The sequence below is a fragment of the Plectonema cf. radiosum LEGE 06105 genome, from assembly GCF_015207665.1.
Taxonomy (GTDB): Bacteria; Cyanobacteriota; Cyanobacteriia; order Cyanobacteriales; family Nostocaceae; genus Rivularia; species Rivularia radiosa_A.
This window is the reverse complement of record NZ_JADEWL010000054.1, coordinates 26,566-41,849: the sequence shown is the minus strand read 5'-3', so window position 1 is coordinate 41,849 and position 15,284 is coordinate 26,566. Positions and strand designations below refer to the sequence as shown.

General features: G+C 38.1%; 20 protein-coding genes. 14 read left to right on the top strand and 6 right to left on the bottom strand.

All coding sequences use genetic code 11. The features are described from left to right. Nucleotides 1–88: 88 nt before the first annotated feature. Together rlmD and IQ247_RS16660 are read left to right on the top strand one after the other, a co-directional pair. On the top strand, nt 89–1,471 hold the full coding sequence (rlmD, locus tag IQ247_RS16665; protein ID WP_193921857.1) for a 23S rRNA (uracil(1939)-C(5))-methyltransferase RlmD: 1,383 nt from the start codon (nt 89–91) through the stop codon (nt 1,469–1,471). A gap of 420 nt (nt 1,472–1,891) precedes the next feature. Further along, the gene (locus IQ247_RS16660) at nt 1,892–2,347 is read left to right on the top strand and encodes an ATP-binding protein (RefSeq protein WP_193921855.1); all 456 of its coding nucleotides are present in this window, start codon (nt 1,892–1,894) and stop codon (nt 2,345–2,347) included. A 99-nt stretch (nt 2,348–2,446) separates the two neighbouring features. Here the strand turns inward: IQ247_RS16660 and IQ247_RS16655 are convergent, their stop codons facing one another. Further along, nucleotides 2,447–2,734: a DUF6439 family protein gene (locus IQ247_RS16655; protein ID WP_193921853.1), complete on the bottom strand. Its 288-nt coding sequence runs from the start codon at nt 2,732–2,734 to the stop codon at nt 2,447–2,449. A 47-nt stretch (nt 2,735–2,781) separates the two neighbouring features. On the opposite strand from IQ247_RS16655, the gene IQ247_RS16650 reads away from it, so the two are divergent. Together IQ247_RS16650 and asnS are read left to right on the top strand one after the other, a co-directional pair. Then, nucleotides 2,782–3,192, top strand: a complete 411-nt coding sequence (locus IQ247_RS16650; protein WP_193921851.1) for a sll0565 family protein — start codon at nt 2,782–2,784, stop codon at nt 3,190–3,192. A 62-nt stretch (nt 3,193–3,254) separates the two neighbouring features. Continuing rightward, nucleotides 3,255–4,646 carry an asparagine--tRNA ligase gene (gene asnS, locus IQ247_RS16645; protein WP_193921849.1) on the top strand — a complete coding sequence of 464 codons (1,392 nt, stop codon included), beginning with the start codon at nt 3,255–3,257 and terminating at the stop codon, nt 4,644–4,646. A 47-nt stretch (nt 4,647–4,693) separates the two neighbouring features. Here asnS and IQ247_RS16640 read toward each other — a convergent pair whose 3' ends face one another. Both IQ247_RS16640 and IQ247_RS16635 read right to left on the bottom strand, forming a co-directional pair. Continuing rightward, nucleotides 4,694–5,350 (bottom strand): Uma2 family endonuclease, encoded by a 657-nt coding sequence (locus tag IQ247_RS16640; RefSeq protein WP_193921847.1) that lies wholly within the window; start codon nt 5,348–5,350, stop codon nt 4,694–4,696. A gap of 206 nt (nt 5,351–5,556) precedes the next feature. After that, a complete protein-coding gene (locus IQ247_RS16635) occupies nt 5,557–6,141 on the bottom strand; it encodes an endonuclease dU (protein ID WP_193921845.1) in 585 nt (194 codons plus the stop codon). 212 nt (nt 6,142–6,353) lie between these two features. On the opposite strand from IQ247_RS16635, the gene IQ247_RS33150 reads away from it, so the two are divergent. From IQ247_RS33150 to IQ247_RS16610, 5 genes are all read left to right on the top strand, one after another. Further along, complete coding sequence (locus tag IQ247_RS33150) at nt 6,354–6,488, top strand: type II toxin-antitoxin system HigB family toxin (protein ID WP_322745515.1); 135 nt, start codon at nt 6,354–6,356, stop codon at nt 6,486–6,488. A 98-nt stretch (nt 6,489–6,586) separates the two neighbouring features. Further along, nucleotides 6,587–6,691, top strand: a complete 105-nt coding sequence (locus IQ247_RS33405; RefSeq protein ID WP_322745514.1) for a type II toxin-antitoxin system HigB family toxin — start codon at nt 6,587–6,589, stop codon at nt 6,689–6,691. Further along, nucleotides 6,654–7,079, top strand: coding sequence for a helix-turn-helix domain-containing protein (locus IQ247_RS16620; RefSeq protein ID WP_228059798.1), 426 nt, complete (start codon nt 6,654–6,656; stop codon nt 7,077–7,079). The genes IQ247_RS33405 and IQ247_RS16620 overlap by 38 nt, the downstream gene beginning before the upstream one ends. Nucleotides 7,080–7,123: 44 nt before the next feature. Beyond that, entirely contained in the window at nt 7,124–7,423 is a 300-nt protein-coding gene (locus IQ247_RS16615) for a hypothetical protein (RefSeq protein WP_193921842.1), read from the top strand. A gap of 57 nt (nt 7,424–7,480) precedes the next feature. Beyond that, the gene (locus tag IQ247_RS16610; protein ID WP_193921840.1) at nt 7,481–7,717 is read left to right on the top strand and encodes an addiction module protein; all 237 of its coding nucleotides are present in this window, start codon (nt 7,481–7,483) and stop codon (nt 7,715–7,717) included. Nucleotides 7,718–7,948: 231 nt separating this feature from the next. On the opposite strand, the gene IQ247_RS16605 is transcribed toward IQ247_RS16610, so the two are convergent. Beyond that, a complete protein-coding gene (locus tag IQ247_RS16605) occupies nt 7,949–8,596 on the bottom strand; it encodes a response regulator transcription factor (protein ID WP_228059797.1) in 648 nt (215 codons plus the stop codon). A 1,092-nt stretch (nt 8,597–9,688) separates the two neighbouring features. On the opposite strand from IQ247_RS16605, the gene groES reads away from it, so the two are divergent. Both groES and groL read left to right on the top strand, forming a co-directional pair. Next, a complete protein-coding gene (groES, locus tag IQ247_RS16600) occupies nt 9,689–10,000 on the top strand; it encodes a co-chaperone GroES (protein ID WP_193921836.1) in 312 nt (103 codons plus the stop codon). A gap of 123 nt (nt 10,001–10,123) precedes the next feature. Then, nucleotides 10,124–11,764, top strand: a complete 1,641-nt coding sequence (gene groL / locus IQ247_RS16595) for a chaperonin GroEL (protein ID WP_193921834.1) — start codon at nt 10,124–10,126, stop codon at nt 11,762–11,764. Between the two features lie 321 nt (nt 11,765–12,085). On the opposite strand, the gene IQ247_RS16590 is transcribed toward groL, so the two are convergent. Both IQ247_RS16590 and IQ247_RS16585 read right to left on the bottom strand, forming a co-directional pair. Next, nucleotides 12,086–12,400, bottom strand: a complete 315-nt coding sequence (locus IQ247_RS16590) for a DUF433 domain-containing protein (protein WP_193921832.1) — start codon at nt 12,398–12,400, stop codon at nt 12,086–12,088. Between the two features lie 222 nt (nt 12,401–12,622). Next, entirely contained in the window at nt 12,623–13,117 is a 495-nt protein-coding gene (locus IQ247_RS16585) for a GNAT family N-acetyltransferase (RefSeq protein WP_193921830.1), read from the bottom strand. A gap of 170 nt (nt 13,118–13,287) precedes the next feature. On the opposite strand from IQ247_RS16585, the gene IQ247_RS16580 reads away from it, so the two are divergent. The 3 genes from IQ247_RS16580 to IQ247_RS16570 all read left to right on the top strand — a co-directional run bounded on the left by IQ247_RS16580 (nt 13,288) and on the right by IQ247_RS16570 (nt 15,215). Continuing rightward, a complete protein-coding gene (locus IQ247_RS16580; protein ID WP_193921828.1) occupies nt 13,288–13,578 on the top strand; it encodes a nucleotidyltransferase family protein in 291 nt (96 codons plus the stop codon). Continuing rightward, nucleotides 13,568–13,915, top strand: a complete 348-nt coding sequence (locus tag IQ247_RS16575; RefSeq protein ID WP_193921826.1) for a HepT-like ribonuclease domain-containing protein — start codon at nt 13,568–13,570, stop codon at nt 13,913–13,915. The genes IQ247_RS16580 and IQ247_RS16575 overlap by 11 nt, the downstream gene beginning before the upstream one ends. A gap of 280 nt (nt 13,916–14,195) precedes the next feature. Next, a complete protein-coding gene (locus tag IQ247_RS16570; protein ID WP_193921823.1) occupies nt 14,196–15,215 on the top strand; it encodes a methyltransferase in 1,020 nt (339 codons plus the stop codon). Nucleotides 15,216–15,284 lie beyond the last annotated feature (69 nt).

Below are 15,284 nucleotides of genomic sequence, written 5' to 3'. Positions count from 1 at the left end.
GAAGAGGAGATTGGGGGGATGGGGGGACAAGGGGTGATATTGATTGATAATTGATAATTAATTATTGATGATTATTAATTGATGACTGATGTCTAAAACAAGCTGGAAGCAGGGTGATTTGGTAGAAACGGAAATTACCGACTTGAGCGATACGGGTGATGGTGTAGGACGAAGCGCTGAACTGGTGGTGTTTGTACCGGATACTGTACCTGGCGATCGCGTTGTTGTGCGTTTGGTAAATGTTAAGCCCAAATACGCATTGGGCAAAGTTAAAGAATTATTACAATCATCGTGCCATCGAATTAGACCGGCTTGCATTGTCGCGGATAAATGTGGTGGCTGTCAGTGGCAGCATATTAATTATCAGTACCAATTAGCAGCTAAACGTAAAGCAGTTATTCAAGCTTTACAAAAGATTGGTGGTTTTACACAACCGCGAGTAGATCAGGTGTTAACTGCGGGTGAACCATTGGACTACCGCAATAAAGCCACTTACCCGATGGGCATAAGTACTAGTGGGGGGGTAATAGCGGGTTACTACCAAAAATCTTCTCATCAGATAGTCAATTTAAATCAATGCCCGGTGCAAGATTCGCGATTAAATCCTTTTTTAGCCCAAGTAAAACAAGATATCGAATCTAATGGTTGGGAGATTTATCACGAACGTAGTCATAGCGGAATTATCCGTCATCTTGGTTTACGCATCGGTCGCCGTACTGGTGAAGTATTGTTGACCTTGGTGGTAAGGGATTGGATTTTACCAGGAATTGAACAACAAGCACAAGAGTGGTTAGACCACTATCCCCCATTAGTGGGAGTGATGTTAAACCGGAATGGCGATCGCACAAATGCAATTTTTGGTAACGAAACTCGACTGATAGCTGGAACCTCTGATTTGAAAGAAGAATTTGCTTCTTTAAAATGGAAAATCAGACCGGAAACATTTTTCCAAGTAAACACTGAAACAGCGGAGGCATTATTATACGAAATTCAATCGGAATTAAATTTACAAGGTAAGGAAATATTAGTTGATGCTTATTGTGGTATCGGAACTTTAACTTTACCGCTCGCAAAACAAGTACATCTTGCTATTGGTTTGGAAATACAAGAATACTCTGTAGCCGCCGCCCAAATTAATGCTCAGTATAATCACATAAACAACGTAACCTTCCATTGGGGAAAGGTAGAAGAATTACTGTCTCGGATATCTGATAAACCAGATATTGTTATACTTGACCCACCAAGAAAAGGATGCGAACCCAGTGTAATCGAAACTTTACGCAAAGTAAAACCGGCTCGTATTGTTTATGTGAGTTGTAAAGCAGCAACACTTGCTCGCGACTTAAAGCAACTTTGTCAAGATGATTTATATACTTTGTCGCGAGTACAACCAGCTGATTTTTTTCCTCAAACAGCTCATGTAGAAGTAGCAGCATTTCTTGTCCTATCAAACTTAGTCAAAGATACTTAGTTTAATTCTCAGGTGAAATTTGCAAATTGTAGTCTAGTGCATAGTAAAAATGCTAAAATTGAATTAATCTAAATATAGAATACCTTTTGTATAAAGAAATTGACGTAATTCCAGACTCTTAAACCAAGAAATACATGAGTTATTTAAGTTACAAATCGGTTATGTTTAGGAGTATAAAAATACTCGTTAATACTTCAAATAAATTTATAGTTTGTAACTGTTCGGTAGTAAAAAATCAATAGCCGATTTGAACTTAAGCAACCTTTATTTCTTTAAGAGAGTCAAGTTAAGTAGCATACAAAAATTAGTTGTACAAAGATAAAAATTAAGGCAACATGACCACCTCAAATTAATTGCAGGGTGCGGTGTAAGTAGTAAAAGTCATGTCTAGCTTAAGCCGAAAGCTACGGGGTTTCTCTTGTGATTACCATTTCACTTCGTCCGGTAGGACGCAATTGGGGTACGATTAGTTTTGCCTCAACTCTATATCTCTGTCCAATTTTAGATTTGCTTTTGGCAGAAATCCCAGGAGAAATGCAAGCTGAGTTGAGACTAGGACTTCAAGAAGCCTTAGTCAATGCAGCGAAGCACGGCAATAATCTCGATCCTGGAAAAAAAGTTGTAGTTCGTTTTTCTTTAATTGATGATAGATATTGGTGGGTAATATCAGATCAAGGTAAGGGATTTATTCCCGAATGCGATTGTGAAGAAAATCCCACCGAATATTTGCCACCTGATGAATCAGAAAATGGTCGTGGTTTATCCATACTGCATCTAATTTTCGACCAGGTGGAATGGAACCGTAAAGGTACGGAGTTACGGCTATGCAAGCAGTTGGAGCATAGACGTAGTAGGATACCGTTGTTACGGAATTAATTATTAGTTAAGACTAACAGAGTTAGGAGTTAGGAGTTAGGAGTTAAGAGTTAAGAGTTAGGAGTTAAATTATAACAACTAACAACCAACAATTAACAACTAACTGTCTTTTTTTTGTCCGTGAGTTGGACAAGGTGGCGCACTGATAGAGCGATTTAACCAGCCAGTAGCTTGTTCTAATCTAGCTTGTGCTTCTTCGGGTTGTTCGTTTAGGAGAAATACAAGGGCAGCTGCGGTTTGTTCGCAAGCGCGAACTTTGCGGTTAGACTTGAGACGATGCCAATCGTTAGGAGATATACTCAATCTCTCCAATAGAGCTTGAGCTAACTCTAATGTACTTATTTCTTGCAATTGACTAGTTTTAGGCAGTTGACTGGATTGAGACATAACGAAGAAGCTTTCAAAACGTTCTCTTTTACTGTAATACTTCCCTCATGGAGTCGCCTAAAAAATCTTCTCAATCATCAACTGAGGAAAATTTAGAACAAGAATTGCAACAAGAAATATTATCAGTCGAGCAAAACCTTGGTGAGTTAAAACAACGGTATGCTCAGATATTCGCTGATAAACAGCGTCAGATAGAGCTAGTGCGACATTCTGACGAAATTAAAAAACAACTGCAACAAACAACAACGCGAACTTTAAAAGCAGAGTTGAAGCAGATTAAAGAAAAATTAGAAAGTTTAGACAATGCTTTAGGATTGTTTTCCGAGAGTTATTTAGTGATGTTTGGTGGTAGCGTTATATTTACAAAAAGCGGTTTGAAAGACTTGTTTTGGCAAGTAGTCCGTTTTGGTGGATTGGGCGTTATCATAGGCTGGTTATTAAAGTCTGTAGTTAGTTGACAGTTGATAACTGTCAACTGTCCACTAACAGCACTTAATTTTTATTCTCGGAAGTAAAATATATGATAGAAAGACGGATTGCAGAAATATTACGCAGCGCTCAACCTGATGAATCAATAAAAGCACAAGGTTGGGTGAGAACAAAGCGTGAATTAAAAGGGTTTGCTTTTATTGAACTTAATGATGGTTCATCTCTGGCTAATTTGCAAGTTGTATTAGACCAAAATTTACCAGATTATGAGAATATATTAAAGCAATTAAATACAGGTGTTTCCGTGGAGGCATCGGGAATACTGGTTGAGTCTCAAGGAAAAGGACAAAGAATTGAATTAAAAGCGGAAAAGGTGAAAGTTTACGGTGAAGCAGATCCAGAAACTTATCCCCTACAGAAGAAACGCCATTCCTTTGAATTTCTCAGAACAATTGGACATTTACGCAGTCGTACTAATTCCTTGGGTGCGGTTTTCCGGGTGCGTAACGCTTGTGCAACAGCGATTCATGAATTCTTTCAACAACGGGGCTTTTTGTGGGTACATACACCGATTATCACCGCTAGCGACTGCGAAGGTGCGGGAGAGCTTTTTAGGGTTACTAGCTTAGATTTAAATAACGTTCCTCGCACAGAAGATAAGCTGGTAGACTACAGTAAAGACTTTTTTGGTAGACCGACATATTTAACAGTCAGCGGTCAATTAGAAGCCGAAATTATGGCAATGACCTTTGGTAACGTCTATACCTTTGGTCCTACCTTCCGTGCAGAAAATTCTAACACTTCGCGTCACCTTGCAGAATTTTGGATGGTTGAGCCGGAAATGGCTTTTTGCGAATTATCTGAAGATATGGATTTAGCTGAGGAATTTCTCAGATATGTCTTTAAATATGTAATGGATAAATGTCCAGAAGACATGGATTTTTTCAATTTGCGAGTTGATAAAACAGTTTTAGAAACCGCAGAAAATATTATTAATAATCAATTTGAAAGAATCACTTATACTGAAGCTGTCAAACTATTAGAAAAAGCGGATGTCCAGTTTGAATATCCGGTAAATTGGGGTTTGGATTTACAATCAGAACACGAGCGTTATTTGTGCGAAAAATTATTTAAAAAGCCGGTTATTGTGAGTGATTATCCCACAGAAATTAAAGCATTTTATATGCGGTTGAGTGATGATGAAAAAACCGTTGCTGCAATGGATGTTTTAGCACCGAAAATTGGCGAAATTATCGGTGGTTCCCAGCGTGAAGAAAGATATGATGTGTTGGAGCAGCGGATTAAAGCTCAAGGAATGAAACCAGAAGATTTATGGTGGTACATGGATTTACGTCGTTATGGTACAGTACCTCATGCTGGTTTTGGATTGGGTTTTGAAAGATTGGTACAGTTTATCACAGGAATGGGAAATATTCGCGATGTGATTCCCTTTCCCCGTACTCCGGAAAATGCCGATTTTTAGCTTCTATAAATGTAGGGTGTGTGATGTCACACACCCTACATACATAATTACTCGTTCAAATCTCCAAAACGTTCTTTATAACGAGCTAAAAGCGCCTCAGCTTCATTTGCACGCTGGGTTTCTTGGCTTAACTTACTTGCTAATTCATCGGGAATTAATAATTTATCTCCTGTATCTTCGCGGTAAAAACCGATTAATTCATCTTCTATAGTTAAACGTAATTTTAATGGTTCGCTGCGGCTATCTGTAATTAGTTGGTAACTTTCTCCTTGCAAACGATAACCGCGTAATTTTTCTTCTATCCATTCACCTTTTGGATCGAAAAGCCAATATTCTTGTACTTCTAATTGTTCGTACAAGGTTTTTTTATATTCTGTATCTTGATTTTGTGTACCCTTAGATGTAATTTCAAAAACCACTGAAGGTACTTTACCTTCTTCCCAGATTTTATAATTGTCTCTACCTCCCGGCTCAACATCAAAAATTACCATCACATCAGGTGCTATTCGTAATTTTGGGAAACCTTGAGCATAATATAAAAATTGATTTGCTAAAACAGTTGTCTGTTGTCCTTGGAGATATTGTCTGAGTACTTCCAGAGTTGTTAATAATGCGTAGAGATGAGTATAAGTTTCCGTCACGGGTTCACCATCAGAACTAGGGTAGAAAATTTCGGACTTTGGGTTAGAAGTAGTGGCTGTCATGTTCGCAGGTTTTGGCTTTTATGTCTATTATGGCGTTGACTGAAGCATTACTTAAGTTGTGCAAAAAAACGTTTCAAATTCACATCCGCCAGAAAATACAATTCCCCGCTCTTATAGCATAAGTCCATTAAAATTGACTGGGAAAATATTGCCAACGAATAAGTAAATGTAGGCATACCTTCGAGAAAATTTATGATAAAAATTAATTAAGCTGAACTTCCACTTTCTCCTTTAATTACCGCAGCAGAAATCAAATGTGCTAATCGTAATGCTTCGGGAACTTTGCCGCAATCGGTTAATTTTTCTAATACTTTAGCAATGATTTCTGGTTGTTCCCCACATACTTGAAATACAAAGGATGAATATTCGTAAATTGTCCCCGCACGTTTTAATAATTCTTGGCGTTTTTCTAAGTTTGGTAAATGATTCATCGCTAGGGTAACTGCATCTAAATCGGGTTGACGACGCATCACAGCAACGCAGGGAAGTTGGAGTTTTTCGGCTAATGTTGGTAAGTCAACAACGTTAAATCCACCGAAACCAATTCCATCGAGTAATACTATATGTAATTGTGGTAAAAACTTACTGTTAATTAATAGTTTGCAAATAGTTTCCGTTGAGTCAAAACCATCTGGTTGTAATTCCCCCCAAACCATTCCTTCAAATCGAGTTCCCGCACAAATAATTCCTGCTAAATTTACCTTTTTTCCTGCACCGCGAATAAATGGAGCATCGTCAAAGCCAATTACACGAATTGTACGGTTGAGTTTGAGGAGAGATTCGAGATTCATGGATTAAGAAAGTTAGGAGTTGTGATAAATTGACTTTTAGAGGATGTTTTGAAAGTCTAATTTAATACTTTACTTGGCGACTATAAGTCACGGCTACACAAACAAAACCCGCCTGCGCGGGTTTTAAATTATTAGTCCACCTTACGGTGGACTTCGTTTCTGTAGTAGCGGTTTAAACCGCCGGATACTTTTAAAACATCCTCTTAGGATTAGTGTACTATCCAGCAAAAAACCAGGAAAACTTGATAGAGGTACAAACAGCTTTTCCACAAGCAGAAGCGGTTGGTAATTTTACAGTTTTCAATATTAAAGGTAATAAATATATAGGACTCATATTTGCTTTTTGAAAAAAACTCAGTATACGTAACATTGTTTATTCTCTGTTGCCTCTTGCCTCTTGCCTGCCCTCACGAGTTTTTCATGAATCAAATCGGATTCCTATAGATTGATTGTTAGTATTAATTATGAAAAACAGGTCATCTATATTAAATATATCTTAACTCACGCAGAATATGACAAAGATAAATGGAAAAATGACCTTTACTATTAATTCAGAAATTTATAGTCAATTACTCTCTAAATATCAACCTAGAATTATTCAGACGGAAGCTGAAAATGATTATTTTTTAGAGGTTGTTGAAGAATTACTAGCGCGTAAAAATCTTACACCAGAAGAAAATACAATTTTAGATTTATTGGTAAAATTGATTGAAGATTTTGAAGATAAACATTATCAATTAAATAAATCTACACCTCGTTCTATAATGCTTCATTTAATGGAAGCACAAGATAAAAATAAGGAAATTTTAATTCCAATTTTTGGTTCTATAGAAAATGTTGATAAGGTTATCAATAGTGATTTAAAAATAACTTGCCAACAGGCTCAAGAATTAGGTAATTTATTTCATGTTGATGCGAGTTTATTTATGGAAGATTAATTAACTTATAATAAAAATACATAATAATAATTAGCGGTGTAATCATGCAATCACTTTTTTGGACAGTAGAAGAAGTCGCTCGCAGAGCTAAAGAGTTTTACGAAAATGGAATTCGCTCCTGTGTTGAGCATGGCGATAATATTGGTAAGATGATTGTAATTGATGCTGAAACTGGAGAGTACGGAATTGATAAAACTGGTATAGAAACAGCAATAAAGTTAAAGCAGAAGAAACCAATGGCTAGATTATTTACTATGCGAATCGGTTATGATGTTGCTGTCAGTTTTGGTGGTGTTCCTATAAATCAAGTCAAAAATCAGCGCGATCGCATTGCTCGTTTATAATTTGAGAAGGCTGATTAACTTAAAATTATAAATAATAGTCAATTAAAAAAAATAACCATGCATCCTATATTAAAAGTTGATATTTCCGAATTAAGTGTATCCGAAAGAATACAACTAGCTGAGGATTTATGGGATAGTATTTTGACTGACAGTAATGTTGATATTCCTTTGAGTGAAAGTCAAAAACAAGAATTAGATAGACGTTTAGAATTGCATCATCAAAATCCACAGCAGGGTTCAACCTGGGAGGAGGTTAAACAGCGTCTGGGTTTTGATAAATCAATTATCAGCTAATTATTAGCCCGGAAGCAGAATTTGATATCCAAGATGCTTTTGAGAGGTTAACAAGTAATTACAAATAATTAGGGATGGGTCAAAGGTTAAAAGTTAATTTATATGTCCTTATTCCCCATCCTCTGATAATTGTGCAAGGAGTATTTAGTTAACTATTACTTAAGTAAATCTGGATTTTAGATGAGTAATTTAAATCTAAAACCCAGAATCTTAAGTATAAAATCAACGGGTTTATGCCATTTGATTTTCGATTGCCCAACGAGCTAATTCGGTGCGGTTGTGGAGGTTGGTTTTACCCAACATATTGGAGACGTGACTTTCAACAGTACGCTGAGAGACGTTTAATTCTTCAGCGATTTCTCGGTTAGCCATACCTCTAGCAACAAATTGCACTACTTTTAGTTCTGTTGGGGTTAATTGGACATCAAAAGGTACTTGGATGCGAGAGCCGTTTTCGCCTCCCTTGGCTTGATGTTCTTTCCAACGAATCGTTTGTTTGAGTGATGATTCCACTTGGGCTACGAGTTCTTCGGGTTCAAAGGGCTTGACCATATATACATCAGCACCTTTATTCAAACCTTTAACTCTGTCTGCGCTTTGTCCCTTTGCAGAAAGGAAGAGAACAGGTATCCAACTGGTGCGTTCTGTTTGTCGAACTTGCTCTACAAAGGTGTAACCGTCCATTTCCGGCATCATCACGTCGCAAATAATCATGTCTGGAATGTCTAACTCTAATATTTCCAGAGCTTCTCGACCATTTTCAGCAGTGACGACTTCGTATCCCCGGAATTCCAAGTAGTCCTTCACCAGCAAGATGAGGTTTGGGTCATCATCTATGAGCAGTAAGCGTTTGTGATCTTTCATGCTGGGTTCTTTCATAGCAGTGGCACTTGTCGCGCTTCGTTCCATCAAGGTCTTGAATAGTTATCCTAATTGGTGGATGATTGAGATGTTGTCCTTTTTTTCCCACTTACCTTGCCCTTTTATTTGTGAAACTCTCAAAGGAGATTGTCCCCTCCATTGAAATTTCGCGATAAATTCAAAAGCCCAGTAAGGATACGTAGAGCAAAAGTATTTATAATGCGCTATTATATATCGCTTTGAAAGATGCGGGCTAAAAACTTCCATTAAATAATAATATTAAAGGACTGCAAGCAGAGTATTGGGCGAACATACCTCTTGCCAAAATAACCCACACCTATTCTAATTTTTTTGCTTTTACTTATCCTACTGGATGCTTCCTTTGCTCGTAAGATTTTATTTCTGACCTTAGGAAGTATAGGGTAAGGAACGAACTTGCAAAGTATCGAATAGCAAACAATTTGTAATTTTAGAGAAGCGTTCGGTGAGGACGCATTCAATTACTTGGAGGATAAAGGAGTAGATCCCAGAAATAAAAGCGGGGTAAGCTACTATTATTGGTCTATAACAACCGCTCCCGCAAGTAGTTAGTTTTGGGTCTATTGATATTGCCGCTAATTATTCCACTTGTACAGAGTCCATTTTGAGCTTAAATAGTCACTTTTTCAAGTATTTCTCAAATTAAAACTAGCTTTTAGAGAGTACAACATTTAGGAATTAAAGCTAAAACTCATATAAATACACGTTGTTGCTTTTTTGACAACCCTACAGTTTCGACACAATTATTAAAGGGTTTGTAGGGTCGGAGGTTAGTCATTTTTAGTACTTGAAGGCTCAAATCAAACACTGCATCATCGCTCATAAAAAGACAAAATTTTACAGTTCTACAACAATTTATTGGCTCTACAAATAATCGCAGACCATATCAAACTATTCTTCCTCTGTTCCATAAAACCCGAAAATAGTCATGAAATTGAGCATTTATACCTAAGTAAACCTACTTTTAACTCAGTTCGGGAACCCGTACTCTCATTAATATTGCCATCACAGCCGTAGTTTCGCTAAATTAGCACTCAGAAGTCGAGAGTGCTAATAAAGGTAAATTAAGTTATGGCAGCAGTTTCTCTAAGCGTTTCTACAGTAAAACCTTTAGGCGATCGCGTTTTCGTAAAAGTGAGCGCCTCGGAAGAAAAGACCGCTGGTGGTCTATACTTGCCCGATACCGCGAAAGAAAAGCCTCAAGTAGGGGAAGTAGTATCAGTAGGCGACGGTAAAATGAAAGATGATGGTGGTCGTCAGTCGATGGATGTAAAGGTCGGAGACAAAGTTCTTTACTCCAAGTATGCTGGCACCGACATTAAGTTGGGTACCGACGAGTACGTGCTGCTTTCTGAGAAGGACATTCTGGCAATTGTTAATTAATTGATCAATTTAGTTGGTGGTTAGTAGTTAGTGGTGAGTTTTTGGCTATAAACAGCTAACAACCAACAAATAACAACAACATTTTTTAAAGAAAGTCAAGCTAAAGGTACAAAACGTAAAACTATGGCTAAGCGAATTATTTACAACGAAAATGCCCGTCGTGCTTTAGAAAAAGGCATGGACATATTGGCTGAGGCTGTGGGTGTAACCCTCGGTCCCAAAGGTCGTAATGTAGTATTAGAGAAGAAATTTGGCGCACCTCAGATTGTGAATGATGGTGTGACCATTGCTAAAGAAATTGAATTAGAAGACCATGTAGAAAACACTGGCGTAGCTTTGATTCGTCAGGCTGCTTCCAAGACAAACGACGCTGCTGGTGATGGAACTACCACGGCGACGGTTTTGGCACACGCCATGGTTAAAGAGGGTTTACGGAACGTTGCAGCAGGCGCTAATGCGATTTCCTTGAAGCGCGGGATTGACAAAGCATCTGCTTTTTTGGTAGGCAAAATAGCCGAACACGCAAAATCTGTAGAAGATTCTAAAGCTATTGCTCAAGTTGGTGCAATTTCGGCTGGTAACGACGAAGAAGTCGGTCAGATGATTGCTCAAGCAATGGACAAGGTGGGTAAAGAAGGTGTGATTTCCTTGGAAGAAGGGAAGTCCATGTTTACCGAGTTGGAAATTACCGAAGGGATGCGTTTTGATAAGGGCTACATCTCTCCTTATTTTGCCACCGATGCCGAGCGCATGGAAGCGAATCTTGATGAGCCTTTCATCTTGCTCACCGACAAGAAAATTGCTTTGGTGCAAGACTTGGTACCCGTTTTAGAACAGGTAGCTCGTAGTGGTAAACCTTTAGTTATTATTGCCGAAGATATTGAGAAAGAAGCTTTGGCTACCTTGGTTGTCAACCGTTTACGCGGAGTACTCAACGTCGCTGCGGTTAAAGCACCTGGATTTGGCGATCGCCGTAAAGCAATGTTGGAAGATATTGCCATCTTAACCGGCGGACAGTTAGTTACTGAAGATGCTGGTTTGAAGTTAGAGGCTACCAAGCTAGATATGCTCGGTAAAGCTCGTCGCATCACGATTACCAAAGACACCACCACCATTGTTGCTGAAGGTAACGAACAAGCGGTTAAGTCTCGCTGCGAGCAAATTCGTCGTCAAATGGACGAAACCGAATCTTCTTATGACAAAGAGAAGTTACAAGAGCGTTTGGCAAAACTATCAGGCGGTGTAGCAGTTGTCAAGGTGGGTGCTGCTACCGAAACCGAAATGAAGGATAAGAAGCTGCGCTTGGAAGACGCTATCAACGCTACCAAAGCTGCTGTAGAAGAAGGTATCGTTCCTGGTGGTGGTACAACATTGGCTCACCTTGCTCCTGTATTGGAAGAATGGGCTACTGCAAACCTCAAAGATGAAGAATTAATTGGGGCGATGATTGTAGCTCGCGCTTTACCCTCACCTTTAATGCGGATTGCTCAAAACGCTGGACAAAACGGTGCGGTAATTTCTGAGCGTGTTAAAGAGAAAGAATTTAACACCGGCTACAACGCGGCAACCAACGAATTCACCGATATGTTCGAGGCTGGAATTGTTGATCCCGCTAAGGTGACACGTTCAGCACTGCAAAACGCAGCTTCCATCGCTGGAATGGTGTTGACAACCGAATGTATCGTTGTTGACAAGCCAGAGCCTAAAGATGCTGCTGGTGCTGGTGCTGGTGCTGGTATGGGTGGTGGAGATTTCGATTACTAAGTTTACTGAAGCTTACTGAAAAGTTAGTTAAATAAACCCCCTATTTATGAAAACAGTCGTCTCTTAGAGGCGGCTGTTTTTTTTCAGTTAACAGTTAGCAGTGAACAGTAATAAATTAGTAATTTTTTTTAAATAATTTGTTGTTTTGTGAAGATGGGGGTTGGATTAGGCAGGCATAGTTTTAAGTGGAATAAACGATGGTTTCTGTTTTTGTAACGATAGAATAAATATGCGTTAATTGTGGTGGAAAACGGTGAAAAACTATAGGATGTGTTGTCGCGGAGCGCAACATTTTCATCAATATAAAGGGCTATGCTCATTTTATTGCCCTTGAGTTCTTAACCTTTTAGCAATTGCTGATTCACCGTGGCTTTGACGTAAATTCTCTACATTTTCCAAGCGTCTTTGCATATCAGCATTAATATCTTCTTGGTTATCCCAGTAATAAGCTAATGCTGAATGAATTTGACTCATCGTTAAATAGGGATACTGAAAATGCAGTTCTTCAGCATTCCAACCATAAGCATAAACGGATGTAATGATTTCAACCACTTTCATCCTAGTTCCAATGATGAAAGGTACATTATTTTCGTCAACTTCGATATATTTATATCCAGTATTTGTTGCTTGAGTCATTTTTATCATCTATTAATATTTTATATAAATTGTACCGGTCAAAACTGATTATTTCAGCTATCATCTTGCTCACTCAAGAACGCAATAACCTCTTCAAAATTAGGAAATGTTGAGAAATTCTCGTTCCCTTTGGTTTCAACCCAATTATTGGTAAAGCTATCAAAATCAGATTGCTGCTTTTTCGATTAAATACCATAGCAATGGGAGCAACACAGGAGAAGCTCACGAAAGCGGAGTGACTAACGCTTTGCGAAAAATAATCTTGTCATCACCTGCTTTATAAAATTCCCGGATTCTCGCTTCCTCTTCGTACCCCTGTTTGCGATAGAATTTCCGTGTTAACTCGAAGTTTGGTAAACCAGAAGTTTCCACCAGTAACAAACGTTCCCCTTTTGAGAATAAGGTTTGTTCAACCTGTCTGAGCATCGCAGTACCATTACCTTTTCCTTGATGCTTGGGGTGAACTGCGATCAAGTACAGGTTCCATGTCCCGTAAGCGTATTGTTCCGGTGCAAAATACGCAACTCCAACTACTCCATCATCCTCACAGACAATCCAGGAGTGTTCTTCGCCAAGACTACCATCGAAGTAACCAGCTAACATATTACCGAGTTCTTCAAGTTCTTCCCCTTCAAACAGAGCAATTGCATCAGTTAAATTCATGATAGCCTCCGTATCACCGGGTTTAGCAGGTCGAATAGTTGCTGTGGTGTCCATAGGTTTTATCCTTGAGTGAATTGCCAGAGAAAGGGTTATGAATTAATCCTAGAACCTGACGCTACGTGATGTGCAAGGGGTAATAATACGAAATTTTTGAAATTATGGCCAAACAAAAACAACGATGCTATTTGAAAAGTAGATATAGATAAAATAAACTACACGACTAGATGAAAAGTGATGAAGTTTTAACAATTATTGCAAAGCATCGAGAGCAATTGCAAAAAATGGGAGTAAAATCTCTAGATTTATTCGGCTCAGTTGCACGGAATGAAGCGCGAGAAGATAGCGATGTCGATTTTTTTGTAGAGTTTAATGGTCATGTCGGATTATTTGATTTTATTAAAGTAAAACTCTATTTAGAAGATATTTTAGGACGTTCTGTAGATATGGGGACTTTAGACACCTTGAGAGAAAATTTAAGAGAACCTATCATTAAGGATGTGATTCGTGCCTTCTAGAGACTGGCGTTTTCGCATAGGGGATATGGTACAAGCTATTATAGCCATTCAAAATCGTGTAGCTAATTTTTCCTTTGCTGATTTTCAAGCTAACGAAACAATCGCAAAAGCTGTTTTTTACGACTTTTTAATTATTGGTGAAGCCCCAATCAATATTCCTCCTGAAGTTCAATTGCGTTATCCTAAAATTCCTTGGCGTGTTATAGCTGATATGAGGAATGTTATGGCTCATAAATACTTTCAAGTTAATCAAAGAATAGTTTGGAATACGATTGAAAATAATCTTCCTGAACTAATGCTGCAACTAGAAGAATTAATCGAAAAGGAAGAATTTTAAGATTTTAATCAAAATCAATTTCGCTAAATCAATCGGAAAAATTTTCATGATGAAAAGAGATTAGGGGTAAGGCTTTAAGTAAGCATAAATATTCTGTTACACAACGATAATTATTTGTGCCTAATTATTTAGCAGATATTTTTAATAAATTGAAACCTTTTGTGACAAAATTTTTATTCCCTGCCAAAAATCTTCAAAAAAAAGGTGTTTTATCCGACTTTATAATTATTCACCAAGCTGTAATAATTACTCATAGCAAATCAATAATCAATACAAATAAATGACTCAATCTGCAACCGATTTACCGCTGCAAGTTGTTTTGATGCAAATGGCTACTAGTAATTGGGTATCGCAGTCGCTGTATGCAGCAGCGAAACTGGGAATAGCTGATTTACTCAAGGATAAAGAAAAAAGTTACAAGGAGTTAGCTCAAACAACCCAAACTGATGCGCGATCGCTATATCGTCTTTTACGAGCATTAGCTGGTATGGGAGTGTTTGCCGAAACTGAGTCGGGTTGTTTTACACTGACACCTCTGGCTAATTATCTCCGCAGCGATATCTCAGATTCTCTCAGAGCGATGGTGATTTTGAACGGTGACGAACACTATCGTTCTTGGGGTAACGTGATGTATAGTTTGCAGACTGGGGAAAGTGCTTTTGAACATTTATATGGGATGAATGTATTTGAGTATTACGAGCAAAATCCCCAGCCCGCAGAAATTTTTGATCGAGCAATGACTAGTTATTCGGTTGTTGAAAATGCAGGAGTAATTTCAGATTATGATTTTACTGGGATAAAAACTTTAGTAGATGTTGCTGGCGGCAGGGGAAAGTTACTAACTGATATCCTCAAAAATTATCCTGATATGAAAGGAGTTTTATTTGATTTACCAGCAGTGATTGCTGGAGCTAAATCGTCAATATCAGATGAATTTAAACAGCGTTGTGAACTTGTGGATGGTGATTTTTTCCATTCTGTACCTGCTGGAGGTGATGCTTATATTCTCAAACATATTATTCACGATTGGGGTGATGACCAAGCGATCGCCATTCTCAAAAGCTGTCATCAAGCCATGTCAAAAGATAGTAAGTTATTGATTATAGAGCAAGTAATTCCACCAGGTAATCAACCTTTCTTTGGCAAATTATTTGACCTTCATATGTTGGTAATGTGTCCGGGAGGATGCGAACGTACTGAAGATGAATATCGCATTTTGTTTGAAAAAGCAGGATTTAAGTTAGTCAGAATTGTTCCGACTAAATCTCTGATGAGTGTAATTGAAGGTGTACCTTTATAAAGGATTTTTATCAATTGAAAATAAGAAAATTGAAGCGGGTATTTTACCTGCTTTTTTTATTTACTGTAG